Here is a 12,527-nt window from a genome sequence, read left to right as displayed (position 1 = left end):
TGGCGCCCCAACCACGGAGTTTTTATTTGTGGCAGAAAGCATGAACATGTGGAAAAAGAAAAAGGAAAGTTATCAACAAGGCTGTGGATAACTTTGTGGATAAACTCTTTTTAAAAACAATCCACAGCTGTGTGCTTAAAGATTTCGACGTCAAAAGTTTGGCTGAACTTTTTTTGAACTGAAAAACTCTCGCTGATTTTTCAATCTGCATGATACTTTGATGTTTTTGTCGGCTTCTTTCAAGAATTTTCTAAAGAAAAAATTAATTGTACCAATAATGTTCATCTTAATAAAAACTAAAAAAAATCACTAACATTCCTTAAATTATCAGATGTATCATACAGACATAGGCTGATGAGATATCAACCTTCTCCCCCTTTTTATGTAAGTAATAACCGCCACCTCCAAGGCGGTAATTTCCCCAATAACATGACCTTTTTCCCGTAGCAGGCGTTTGTCTCTGCGGGTTTTTTGTTGTTGAGGACTGGAATTTACAGGTAAATCTCAAAAAAGCGCATTTTGCTCGTAATCGAGGACCGGCTTTTTCTGGGCAAATCTCAAAAATCGCGGTTTTGCCCGTAATCAGAGAATGGAGCACAGATTGAGACAGCGCTGCATTTGTCAAAAAAGTCACTCATAAGAAAAATGCCGGACAAAATCAGTCGCAATTCGACCGACTTGTCCGGCATTCATTTAATTCAAGATTTTACAAATCCTAACGTAATTATTTAATCGGAAACCGATCAGCTGAACAGACCTTTGATCCAGTCGACGAATTTTTGCCAAAGACTCTTGGCTTCTGAAATCGTCTTTTTTCCTGACTGGCTGTTTGCCCAATTCTTTGCTTTGTTCATCAGGTTTCCGGCCGAGTTCTTAACGTTGTTGATTGTGTTGTCAACGTTTTTGACGTAGTTTTTGCTGGAAGAAATCGGCGAATTTTGGAAGTTGAACAAAGCATTCGTAATCTGCGTAACGTTGGTTGAAGAAGTCTTGTCTTCGATGCCGCGCTTTTCAAGCGCTTTGTTCAGCATATCCTGAATATCTTGCTTGGTTGCAAGATTTTTGTTGTCTTGTTTCATTTCCGCCAACTGCTTTGAAACGTCGCCGATTGCCGCCATTAGTTTGCCCGGGTAGGTTTTATCGTCTTTGTTGGCGTCAATTGCTGGTTGCGTTGCTTCAAGCATTTGGTTGGCCGTGGAAGTGTTTTTCGTATTGAGTGAAACGCCGTCGGTTGCGAGGGCTTTGTAAACGCCCGTCAAGGCCGATTCGCCTGAAACGGGGCGGTTTGCGGTGACAACGATGCTGACGTCCGTGACGCCGGCCATTTGTGCGACCATTGCGTATTGTTGTGAAGTGACCTTGGTGATATTGTTTTCACCGTCATAGTTTTTGATGTTGACCTTGACGCCTGAACCGGGATCGCCGGGAGCGATTGCGACCGAACTGATCATTGCGGCATCCGTCGTGCTGTCCTGCTGACTGATGTATTTGGAATAATCGGCTGCCGTGGCGGTCAGCTTCTTGAATGAAGAATCAGACTGGAAAACGTCATCGAGTCTGGAACGAACTTCTGAGCTTGTACCAGCACCGTAAACGACGTAGGACGAGTTCAGGGTATGCGTTGAGCCGGAGCTTGAGGAATCATCTGTTCCGTCAGCAAATACAGTGCTTGCGCCTGCTGAAACTCCGCTCAAAGTCAAAGCTGCCAAAAAAAGGGCAGCGGCTTTCTTGAAGTTAAATTTCATTTTTTATCCTCTTTTCTGAAATTTTTCAATTCCACAACCAAGTAAATTATAACATGTAACGTATTTGTAATATTTCAAGAAAAAGTAAAATTGTGCGAATTTTCAGTGTTGTCGAAAACGGAGGAACAAATGTCTGATTGATATATAAACACAATATATAGTAGGTACAAATTATTGTTGATACCTCATCTTGAATTTTTCCTTGAAATAAGGTTGTGAAGGCCCTATAATAAATTATGTTTTATACAGGGAGGAATTTAGAGATGTTTGATCGCTACAAAGACGTTTTGATGCATTTGTCGGAGTATTCGCATAATGTTTTTCGCAAAGGTTATTTTTCATGGCTGCTTAATCAGTGCAAAGGATGGGGGACGTTTAGTTACGCTTTATTGACGTTCAACTTCGTTTTGCAGGTGATTTCGCTCGTTCAGTCGATTTCTCAAGCACCGCTGCAGTCAATTATCGCATTCATTGGCGGCAATCTGTCCGTTGCCTGCGTCATCGGGATTTCCAACCGTTCGGGGATTCAGGGCTGGGCAGGCGCAATTTCTGCGATCTGCATCGCAACCACCGGATTCATGGCCGGAAATTTCGCAACTGCTTGGGAACAAATCGGCTACCTGTTGTTTCTTGATCTGTTTTGCATCCTTGATCCTAAATGGAACAACGACATCCAGGCAGAAAAGTTTGAAAGCTGGGTCGAATGGCTCAAATACTTGATTTTCTTTGGGGCTGCATGGGCCGTAATCTACTTTATTTTCAGCATGACAAGCGATCCGCGCGTTTTTTTGGACAGTTTGAATCTGGCAATGGCGATTACGGGTTCTTTGCTTGAACTCAATCGCAAGCGTGAGCAGTATTACGTTTGGACGATTTCATCCGTTTTTACGATTGCTCTTTGGACTCAGACGATGCTTCAAGGCGACGGAAATTTTGCTTTGATTTTCAGTTATTCCATCTTCTTCTTAAACGATATGTATGCATTCTTCAGCAAGCACGGCTGGTTTAAAAGTACGAACGAATAATTGTTTTGAGAGTCTGAGACTGGGAAAAAATATTTTACGCACAAATCAGGACTTGGCTGGACGGCGATTGTCATGCATACGAAAAAACCGGATCAGATTTGCAATTGATGGCAAATCATCCGGTTTTTTAATTTGAGGCATCGTTTTTTCAAAGCCTCTCCTTTTTTTGTGCTTAATGATAACCGCATGTGGTAAAATTGTACGGTAGAGCAGTTAATTGTAAGAGAGAAAATTTTGGGGCTGATTTTATGCAAAAAGAACCTGAAAACAAATCTAATCAGATTCCTGAGTTCTTGAAGAATGGGCGGTTGAGAAAGCTGACCCTGATTCTTTTTGGGGCTGTTGTTTTGTGCATTGCATTTTCCTTCATGCTAAATGCAGTGCTCGGATTGATTATTCTTGTTTTAAGCATCATAACTCTTGTTGTTGCTTATGACGGCTTGAAACAGATTGCTTCCGATACGTCCGAATATATCTCTGATCTGTCTTATCGCATCAAGCGCGGTGAGCAGGAGGCGTTGATCAAAATGCCGATCGGGATTTTGTTTTATGATGATCATGAACGCATCGAATGGTACAATCCTTATATGCAGCGGTATTTTTCGCGCAAAGACATTTTGGGAAAGAGTCTGAGCGAAGTTGATGAGGAGCTGGCAGATCAGCTCAAAAACCATCGCGACGAAAAGAAGGCAACAGAGGTCAAGCTTCACGGAAAGTCGTATTCGTTCATTGTTCAAAAAGACATCAATGCCGTTTTTTTGATGGACGTTTCATACTATGCGGCCATCAAAGAACAGTATGAAAATTCGCGAATCGTTTTGGGACAGCTGTTCTTGGACAACTATGACGAAGTGACCAAAGTCATGAATGACAAGGATTTGTCAAATCTTGACAACTTCATTACGAATACTTTGTCCGATTGGGCACGAGAATTCGAAATCTTTTTGAAACGAGTCGATGACGATCATTTCTTTATTTTGGCCTATACCGGAGCGCTCAAGAAGCTTGAAGAAGAAAAGTTCAAGATTTTGGACGTGATTCGCGAACGCACGTCGAAGCGAAACTCACCGCTGACGCTTAGCGTCGGAATTGCTTACGGCGGAGATGATTTAGCGGAACTTTCGCGACTTTCGCAAAACAATCTCGATTTGGCTTTGGGACGCGGCGGAGATCAGGCGGTTGTCAGAGAAATTGCCGGTCAGGCACGTTTTTACGGCGGCAAGACCAATCCGATGGAAAAGCGGACGCGTGTCCGTGCACGGATGATTTCCCAGGCGCTAAACGAACTGATGATGCAGTCTGATGATATTTTTGTGATGGGCCATGCTTACCCTGATATGGACGCCATGGGTGCTTGTCTTGGGTTGAGACGGATTGCGACCATGAACGGCAAAAAATGCTGGATCGTCTTGGACAAGGACAATCTGCATTCCGACGTGCTGCGGCTGCTTAAAGCTCTGGACCAGTATCCTGCAATCAAGGGTTCGATCATTTCACCGAAAGATGCGTTGGAAAAAGTTCAAAAGAACAGCTTGCTCATCATGTGCGACCATTCAAAACCATCGATTTCGATTTCGCCCGAATTATATGAGAAGATGCAAAATCGTGTCATGGTGATGGATCACCACCGTCGCGGAGAGGAATTTCCCGATAATCCGATTTTGGTTTATATCGAACCATATGCAAGTTCGACCTGCGAACTTATTACGGAAATGTTTGAATATCAAGGACGAGACAGCGAGCCAATCAACAAGATCGAAGCTACTGCCATGCTGACCGGCATCATCATTGATACCAAGTCGTTTTCGATTCGAACCGGCACGAGAACGTTTGATGCCGCAAGCTATCTGCGCTCGGTCGGAGCTGACCTCGGGATGGCGCGTCACTTTATGAAAGAAAGCGTTGCAAGCTATATGCAGCGAAGTCATTTGATTGAACGCACTGAATTTGACGAACAAGGCAATGCGATTTGCTGCGGTGAAGACGGCAGAATATACGATCCGGTCATTGCGGCTCAGGTTGCGGATTCTTTGCTTGGCGTTTCAGGGGTCGAAGCTTCATACGTGATCACGTTCAGAAAAGAGAATCTAATCGGTATTTCGGCACGAAGCAACGGCGAATTCAACGTCCAGGTCGTCATGGAACAGATGGGCGGCGGCGGACATTTGTCAAATGCCGCAACTCAGATCAGCGGTAAAACGATTGCGGACGTTCACGAAGAACTGCTGACGATTATTAAAAACGCGCGTGAAAATCAAGAATAGAACGGAGGAACTGGAATGAAAGTTATTTTTACACAAGATGTCAGAGGAAAGGGAAAACGTGGTGAAGTTAAGGAAATGGCCGATGGGTATGCCAATTTCCTGATCAAGGAAGGCAAGGCCAAGCGTGCCAATGCTCAGGCGATGAGCGAACTCAAAGGTCAAAAACGTGCTGAGGCAAAGAAGGAAGCCGAACTTTTGGCGGAAGCAAAAGAATTAAAAGAAAAACTCGAATCGGGCGATTATGTCGTTGAGCTGAAAGCCAAAGCCGGAAGCGACGGCCGTTTGTTCGGATCAATCACGTCAAAACAAATTTCGCAAGCGATTCAACAGCAATTCGGTTTGAAAATCGACAAGCGCAAGATGGAACTTGCCGCTCCGATTCGCTCAATGGGGTATGTCAACGTTCCGGTTAAGCTTCACAATGACGTAACGGCTAAAATTCGCGTTCATATTTCGGAAAAATAGCCGCGATTCAAGTTTTCGGAAAGGATGAACAGTTTGGATAACGATCTTTTAGCCGGCAACATGCCGCCCCAGGATATTAGTGCCGAAAAAGCGATTCTGGGTGCGATTTTCCTGAATCCTGAAGCCTTGGCCGATGTCATGGAACAAGTTGAGCCTGACGATTTTTACAGTCGTCAGCATCAGATTTTGTTTCAGTCGATGATTGAACTGAACGATGCCGATCAGCCGATTGATGTCTTGACTATGAAATCTTCTCTGGAGACTAAAAATCAGTTGGATGATGCCGGCGGCGTTGCTTACTTGGCGGAATTGGCCAACTCGGTTCCTTCTGCCAGAAATGCGGCTTATTATGCCAAAATCGTGTCTGCAAAATCGCGCTTGAGGCAGCTGATCAGAACCTCGACGGACATCATTGCCCTGGCACAAAAACAGGATGACGACGTTGAAAATATCCTTGATGAAGCGGAACGTCAGATTATGGACGTTTCTGAGAGACGCAATAAAGCAGGCTTCAAGCCGATTCGAGAAGTCGTCGACGAAGTTTACAATCATTTGTATGATTTATCGAATAATAAAAGCGATATTACCGGGCTTTCAACTGGTTACGACAAACTCGATAAAATGATTTCGGGGCTTCAGCCTGACAACTTGATTATTTTGGCAGCGCGTCCTGCCGTCGGAAAAACGGCATTTGTTTTGAACGTTGCCGAAAACGTTGCTATCGACTCGGACGTGCCGGTTGCAATCTTCTCGCTTGAAATGAGCGCAGAATCTCTTGTCAATCGTATGCTTTGCGCAAGAGGACCCATTAAGGCGGATAATCTCCGCGATGGAAATCTTAATGATGACGACTGGCATAAACTTTACGCTGCAACTGATGCGCTGGCCAGAACAAAGCTTTATATCGATGACACGCCGGGAATCAAAATGGCTGAAATTCGTGCCAAATGTCGTCGACTTGATAAGGAAACCGGTGGGCTTGGCCTGATCGTCATCGATTATCTTCAGTTGATTGAAGGCTCCAATAAAGAAAGTCGCCAACAGGAAGTTTCAGAAATTTCCAGACAGCTCAAGAAACTTTCAAAAGAGCTTTCCGTTCCGGTCATTGCATTGTCGCAGCTTTCTCGTGGCGTTGAACAGCGTCAGGACAAGCGTCCTGTTCTGTCCGATATTCGTGAATCCGGGTCAATCGAACAGGATGCCGACATCGTGGCGTTTCTTTATCGTGATGATTACTATGAGCGCGAAGAAGGCGAAGAAGACTCAGGTGATGTAAAATCAGGTCAACAAAATGAAAACGACGCCGGCGAAGTTGAGCTCATCATCGAAAAAAACCGTGCCGGTGCGCGCGGAACGGTTCATTTGGTTTTTCTCAAGGCGTTCAATAAATTTACGTCAATCGAGACCAGAGAAAATCCCGGTCCGATTTGATTGCAAAAAAGGCTTGAAAAATATGCTTCAAACTAAAAGCCCGGATGATTCGAAATTCGTTTGCGAATCATCCGGGCTTTTTCGTATGCAGGAATAATCAAAAGGAGTCGGTTTCCTTTCCAGGTATCAAAACGGACAGTCGGATGCTTGCCCGTAACCGAGGACTGGAATTGATGATTGAGCCGGTGCTGCGCAGCACTGCATTTGACAAAAAAGCAATCATAAGAAAGAGTCCCAATCTGAAAGTTCAAGTTTAATTCGTTGCGTCAATTGCTGCTTTGATTGCGCATTCCAGGCACTTGGCCGTTTCTTCAAGCGACTGCGAACTTGTTTTTTTGTCATGAACCTGTTCCGGCACGAAAGGAACATGAATAAAACCACCACGCGCTTTTGAAGCACCGGAGGCTAAAAGATGGAGCAGTCGGTACATCGTATCGTTGCAGACGTAGGTTCCGGCATGGTATGAAAATTCGGCTTTGAAGCCGGCTTTTTTACAAGCGGCAATCATTTGAGAAAGCGGAAGCGTCGCAAAATAGGCAGCTGGTCCTTGTTCGATGACGGGTTCGTCATGCGGCTGATTTCCGTCATTGTCAGGGACGGAAGCATTTTGGCAGTTGATGGCAATTTTTTCAAACGTCAGGCCGCTTCTTCCGCCGGCCTGACCGACGCAGATGATGATGTCCGGATCAAGTTCATCGATGCTTTGTTCAAGCAGCACACCGTTTTTTCCAAAAACGACAGGCAGGCAGAGAATATTTATCTTGGCAGTGGAGATTGTTTCAGGCAAAAGTTTTAAAGCTTCATACGAAGGGTTGATTTTTTCGCCTCCGAACGGCTCAAAACCGGTTATCAAAATATTTTTCACAGGATTTCCCCCTTTTTTGATATCTTTCTTCAATTATAACAAAAATAGTTTATAATATTTCTTGTTTGATTTTTTTCGAAAGGACTATTCATAAATGAAGTTTACCAAATTTGAGATTATCGTTCATGTTGTTGCGCTGGTTGCGCTTTTGATTACGCTTGCAATCATGTCGGTCGCATCGGGAAAGGGCTTTTCAATTACGCTGCTTTTGCTCGGAGTGCTTTATTATGTCGTTTGCGTCGTCTTATTCAAACTTTGGATAATCTGGCGCGCAAATCATCGGCGTTAACCAAAGGGAGGCAGTTTGATTGACGCGCAAACAGATTCACGTAATGACGATTGGCCTTCTTTTGGCCAATGTGATGTCAGGACTTGATGCGACGATTATAAATACGGCACTGCCGGCCATTATCGCCGATTTGCACGGGATTTCCTGCATGGGTCTGATCGTTTCCGTTTTCTTGCTCGGCATGTCCGTGTTTACGCTGCTTTGGAGCAAATTCGGCGAGCGCATGGGCAACAAAAAGGCTTTTGAACTGGCGGTGGTTTTGTTTATAGCTGGTTCAGCACTCGAGGGACTTTCGCCTGATATTTTGTTTTTTGTCTGTGCTCGGATGCTCATGGGAATTGGTGCTGGCGGTCTCGGGGCGATTCCGTACATTATTTTCGGGAACGTTTATGAAAATCTGCATACGCGCTCGATTATCCTCGGGTTCGTTTCGGCAGTCTACGGTGCGGCTTCGATTACGGGCCCGCTTGTCGGCGGATTGATCGTCGATTCGTTCAGCTGGCACTGGATATTTTATATCAACGTTCCAATCGGGCTGCTGATTATCGTGATTATTCATTTTTCGTATAAGGAAAAGATTGAATCTGTCGACAAGAAAGTCGACTGGCTGGGGTCTTTTCTGTTGGTCAGCGGTCTGACCTGCATTTTGATGGGCATTCAGGTTATCGGAAACGAATCGGAAACGCTTGTCATCGGACTGATTGTTTCAGGAATCATTCTGTGCTTTTGTTTGGTGCAAGCAGAAAAGAAAGCAAGCGATCCCGTTATGCCGCTGCATATTTTCAAAGATCGACTTTTGGTTTTGGATTTTGCGTTGTTTGCGGTCATCTGGGGGGCTTCGATTGCGTTCAACACGTACATTCCGCTGTGGGCACAGGGACTGCTTGGAATGAGTGCTTTGATGGGCGGGCTGACGCAGATTCCGGCCTCGGTCTTTGATTTTGCCGGTTCCCAGCTTTCGGCTTCGATTCGCGAGCGGTGGTCTTTTGCAGGTGCGGTCAATCTCGGAATTTTATCCTTGGCCGTTGCGGAATTCGGCCTGCTTGTTGCAAAATCCAGTGCTTCGTTTGTGTTTCTGTGCATCGTTGCGGCTTTTGGCGGGTTTTCGGTCGGTCTGATCTTCAACGTTTTGCAGATCAAGGTTCAGTACGACTCATCCAAGCAGGATATGGCGGTTGCCACGTCATTCAGCTTTTTGATCAGAATTTTGGGTCAAACACTGATGGCATCGATTTACGGCGTGCTGATGAACGTTGCCTTGAATCGTGGAGTCGAACGATCCGGCGGAAAAATCACGCTGGAGATGATGAACAAATTGAGCGATGCGAAATCGTCCAAAAACTTGCCGCAGGAATTGCTGCCGCAGATGCGCGCAATCATGCATTCGGGGATTCAGATTATTATGATGGTTGCTTTGATGCTGTTGGTTCTTGCGTTTTATCTGAACATAAAATGCAAAAAAGCTGAAAAAAAGCCGTCTTAGAAGCAGATGAATTGAAATTTTTACTGGTAAGGAGATAATGAGCGCAGTCCAGAATGCTGACTTGTTTTCAGCAATGACTGCGGAAATTGTATTTTTCAGAAGGGTGTTTTACGGTGATGAGGAAAAACACCCTTTTTTAGCGCAAAATATCTTTTGAATATGCATTTGGATTGAATTTTTCAAGAAGATATTTTTTAGCTTGTCTAGCGCTGTCAAAAATAGACGACTCGATAAAAGAGGTGATTAGCCATGAAAAAACAATTGCATTCGTTGCAGCGCTGGCAGCGGCAGTTATCGGAACGGGAACAGTCAATTCGATTGCAAATGCTGACACGATCGAAACGACCGCAAAGAACGAAACGACCGTCAAAACAAGCTGCATCAGAAACCCAAAAAGCAAATGCAGCATTGAACTCTGCACAGCATGATTTTAATGAGACGCAGGCTAAAAATGATGCCGATAAAGCTGATTTGAATAAAGCCGAATCAGAAAAGAACCAAGCGGCTACGGATGTAAAAGATGCTCAGGAAAAGTATAATCATCAAAAACGAAACGAAGCATCAGCGAACCAGATTTCTTCAGCAAAAGCCGAGCTTGAAAGTGCACAAAAAGCTTATGAGGAAACGCTTTCGGAGTATAAAACGCTTGTTTCCGAAAAAGGGCAGGCAGATTCAAAGGACAAAGAAGCAAAGTAAACAGCAGCACAAGCCAATCGCAAGCTGAGCACGAAGCAGCTTGAAGAACTGGTTTCAGCACAGCAGCAAATTTTGCAAAGCGACAATAAAAAAGCGTATCCTGCCTTAGGCTCTGAAGAAAACGTGCCCGTTGCAGAATTGGGATTCTTGACAGTTTTGCTTTCGTTCTTCGGACTGGGAGAAGTCAAAAAGAAGCGCGCATAAATAATTGTGAAGAGGCTGGGAGAAAACTCTGCCTCAAATTGAAAAACCGGATCGATCAATTGCAAATCTGATCCGTTTTTTTAGTATTCATGCCAATCGACTTCCGTGATGAAAATAAGCAAAATAACTTGGCGCGCTGCTTTATCAGGCGCTGCATTTGGCAAAAGCTCTGCCGTTTACGGACACATCGATGAAAATGTGTTCGTAAATTTGAATGAGATCTTAGCTGAATCGGTTGAGCAGTACTTTTGCTTAAAAAAGTAGTCTTTGTTCATTTTTTGGGCTGTTGGTTACGCTCGGAGCTTTGATCGCGTTGAGATAAAAAAGGATGTTTCACGTGAAACATCCTTTTTTCAGATTATTCTGAATTTGCCGTTTTGCTCAAACAGCTTGCCCATTTTCAACAACAGGTCTTCTCTGCCCTTTTTAGCAACGAATTGGACACCAAGCGGCAGCCCGTTTGAAGCAACATGAACCGGCAGGCTGATGGCCGGGTTGCCCATGAGATTTGCCTGCTGAGTAAACGGGGTTGCTGCAAGACTAGGCATGAAGAATTCATAAACCAAGTCGGTCCGCTCTCTTGAAGAAAGTTCAGAGATGCGGCGCATTTTTGCCAGCATTGATTCATTGATGAACTGATGGGAAACTTCAGGTGCCGTCTGAGCCGTTGTCGGGGTCAGGAAGAAACTGTATTTTTCAAGAAAAGAGTCCATGACAAACGCAGCCTGGTCCCAATTTGCGAGCATGCGGCTGTAATCCGTCGCCTTGACGTCCATGCCGGCTTGACAGATGCACCAGCTGATGAGCTCCATGTCATCAATTTTAAGCTTGCGTTCAAGCGCGTTTTCAATGTTTGAAAACATTACGGCTGATTCGACGTCATTGACGAGATAATAGTCCTTGATCAGCTGAGTTCCGTCCAGTTTCGGTTCGGTTTCTTCAATTTCAAAACCTTGCTCTTCCAGAAAATTCACGGCTGAAAGAACTGCCTGCTTTGCGGCTTCTGAAACCTTCGTCTGAACGGGCGAATTCAATGAAAAGGCAACTTTGCGGTTTTTTGGCAACGGATCTTCAAGATTGAAAGAAAGCAGCGGGGTCTGAAACGGAGCCGGTGGTTGAACCGTTTGAACGGCGGCAAGCAGGCTGGCGGTGTCTCTAATCGAACGCGTTATGGCAAACGAGACGGATGCTCCTTGCCATCCGCGCCATGAAGAAGGACCGACCGGAGTTCTGCCGCGCGTTGGTTTCAGTCCGATCAAGCCGGTAAACGATGCCGGAATTCTGATTGAGCCGCCGCCGTCGCTTGCTGCAGCAAGCGGAACCATTTTTGAAGCCACTGCTGAAGCGGCCCCGCCTGAAGACCCGCCCGAGTAAAATTCAGGGTTCCAAGGATTGCGTGCCGGACCGTACAATTTTGAATCTGTGACGTTGGTAAACCCGAATTCCGGCGCATTTGACTGTCCGATGATGATGAACCCGGCTTGCTGCAGTGCCTTGACGAAATTATCGGTTTGAGTTGCCTTGGCATCTTTGAAGAGTTTCGAGCCGTCTGTTGCCGGTTCTCCTTCAAGATATTGACCGAGACTTTTAATCAAAATTGGCACTCCCGCAAAAGGTCTGGCAAGATCGACGCAGCGTTTGGCTTCTTCCAGGGCTTTTTCTTCGCGCAGGCTGACGACCGCGTTCAGTTGGCCGTTTTTTGTTTTGATCTCGGAAAAAGCATTCATGACGGCTTCTTTTGGTGACAGCTGTTTTGTTTTGATCAGATTGGCGATTTCAGTGGCATCAAATTCCATGATAAACTCCTTTGGTTAACCATTTTGACAATATCAGTTTACAAAAACATTGTAACATATTGAGGGCGGGAAAAAATCCGTTTTCAGCTTGGATTAAATGAAAGATTGAACGAATCAGTGCTGCTTACGAATTATCTTGCCAGTTTTAATGCATGGAAACCTTGCTTATTTGTGCAATAGCAGAATTTGGTTTTCGCATACGCAAAAAAACCAGATGAGATTCGCAAATCAATTGCAAATTTCGTCCGGTTTTTTCAGACTTTT

General features: G+C 44.8%; 11 protein-coding genes. 7 read left to right on the top strand and 4 right to left on the bottom strand.

Translation table 11 applies throughout. The features are described from left to right. Positions 1–743 precede the first annotated feature (743 nt). On the bottom strand, positions 744–1,745 hold the full coding sequence (locus BMZ95_RS04745; protein ID WP_014072634.1) for a DUF1002 domain-containing protein: 1,002 nt from the start codon (positions 1,743–1,745) through the stop codon (positions 744–746). Between the two features lie 263 nt (positions 1,746–2,008). Between BMZ95_RS04745 and pnuC the strand changes: the two genes are divergently transcribed. The 4 genes from pnuC (at position 2,009) to dnaB (ending at position 6,930) form a co-directional block, all read left to right on the top strand. After that, a complete protein-coding gene (gene pnuC / locus BMZ95_RS04740) occupies positions 2,009–2,770 on the top strand; it encodes a nicotinamide riboside transporter PnuC (RefSeq protein WP_014072635.1) in 762 nt (253 codons plus the stop codon). Between the two features lie 248 nt (positions 2,771–3,018). Further along, a complete protein-coding gene (locus tag BMZ95_RS04735; protein WP_046921927.1) occupies positions 3,019–5,034 on the top strand; it encodes a DHH family phosphoesterase in 2,016 nt (671 codons plus the stop codon). 15 nt (positions 5,035–5,049) lie between these two features. Further along, positions 5,050–5,499, top strand: coding sequence for a 50S ribosomal protein L9 (gene rplI / locus BMZ95_RS04730; RefSeq protein ID WP_003695880.1), 450 nt, complete (start codon positions 5,050–5,052; stop codon positions 5,497–5,499). A 33-nt stretch (positions 5,500–5,532) separates the two neighbouring features. Continuing rightward, positions 5,533–6,930, top strand: coding sequence for a replicative DNA helicase (gene dnaB / locus BMZ95_RS04725; RefSeq protein ID WP_014072637.1), 1,398 nt, complete (start codon positions 5,533–5,535; stop codon positions 6,928–6,930). 253 nt (positions 6,931–7,183) lie between these two features. Here dnaB and pcp read toward each other — a convergent pair whose 3' ends face one another. Continuing rightward, positions 7,184–7,795 (bottom strand): pyroglutamyl-peptidase I, encoded by a 612-nt coding sequence (gene pcp, locus BMZ95_RS04715; RefSeq protein ID WP_014072638.1) that lies wholly within the window; start codon positions 7,793–7,795, stop codon positions 7,184–7,186. A gap of 94 nt (positions 7,796–7,889) precedes the next feature. Between pcp and BMZ95_RS04710 the strand changes: the two genes are divergently transcribed. Then, positions 7,890–8,084, top strand: a complete 195-nt coding sequence (locus tag BMZ95_RS04710) for a hypothetical protein (RefSeq protein ID WP_003695875.1) — start codon at positions 7,890–7,892, stop codon at positions 8,082–8,084. A gap of 19 nt (positions 8,085–8,103) precedes the next feature. Next, positions 8,104–9,567, top strand: coding sequence for an MFS transporter (locus tag BMZ95_RS04705; RefSeq protein WP_041819706.1), 1,464 nt, complete (start codon positions 8,104–8,106; stop codon positions 9,565–9,567). 136 nt (positions 9,568–9,703) lie between these two features. Here the strand turns inward: BMZ95_RS04705 and BMZ95_RS11425 are convergent, their stop codons facing one another. Next, positions 9,704–9,976: a hypothetical protein gene (locus tag BMZ95_RS11425; RefSeq protein WP_041819708.1), complete on the bottom strand. Its 273-nt coding sequence runs from the start codon at positions 9,974–9,976 to the stop codon at positions 9,704–9,706. Between BMZ95_RS11425 and BMZ95_RS11420 the strand changes: the two genes are divergently transcribed. Further along, the gene (locus tag BMZ95_RS11420; RefSeq protein ID WP_041819711.1) at positions 9,976–10,263 is read left to right on the top strand and encodes a hypothetical protein; all 288 of its coding nucleotides are present in this window, start codon (positions 9,976–9,978) and stop codon (positions 10,261–10,263) included. The two genes, BMZ95_RS11425 and BMZ95_RS11420, sit on opposite strands and share 1 nt — an antisense overlap. Positions 10,264–10,820: 557 nt before the next feature. Here the strand turns inward: BMZ95_RS11420 and BMZ95_RS04695 are convergent. Continuing rightward, positions 10,821–12,263, bottom strand: a complete 1,443-nt coding sequence (locus tag BMZ95_RS04695) for an amidase (protein WP_014072643.1) — start codon at positions 12,261–12,263, stop codon at positions 10,821–10,823. Positions 12,264–12,527 lie beyond the last annotated feature (264 nt).

Source organism: Ligilactobacillus ruminis DSM 20403 = NBRC 102161 (genome assembly GCF_900113455.1).
Lineage (GTDB): Bacteria > Bacillota > Bacilli > Lactobacillales > Lactobacillaceae > Ligilactobacillus > Ligilactobacillus ruminis.
This window is presented reverse-complemented; position numbering and strand designations above follow the sequence as displayed.

What these genes read in the sequence shown, in the direction of transcription:
- rplI (WP_003695880.1), top strand. Translation starts at nt 5,050, where the DNA reads ATGAAAGTTATTTTTACACAAGATGTCAGAGGAAAGGGAAAACGTGGT.
- pnuC (WP_014072635.1), top strand. Translation starts at nt 2,009, where the DNA reads ATGTTTGATCGCTACAAAGACGTTTTGATGCATTTGTCGGAGTATTCG.
- BMZ95_RS04745 (WP_014072634.1), bottom strand. Translation starts at nt 1,745, where the DNA reads ATGAAATTTAACTTCAAGAAAGCCGCTGCCCTTTTTTTGGCAGCTTTG.
- BMZ95_RS04695 (WP_014072643.1), bottom strand. Translation starts at nt 12,263, where the DNA reads ATGGAATTTGATGCCACTGAAATCGCCAATCTGATCAAAACAAAACAG.
- BMZ95_RS11425 (WP_041819708.1), bottom strand. Translation starts at nt 9,976, where the DNA reads ATGCTGCATTTGCTTTTTGGGTTTCTGATGCAGCTTGTTTTGACGGTC.
- BMZ95_RS04710 (WP_003695875.1), top strand. Translation starts at nt 7,890, where the DNA reads ATGAAGTTTACCAAATTTGAGATTATCGTTCATGTTGTTGCGCTGGTT.
- BMZ95_RS04735 (WP_046921927.1), top strand. Translation starts at nt 3,019, where the DNA reads ATGCAAAAAGAACCTGAAAACAAATCTAATCAGATTCCTGAGTTCTTG.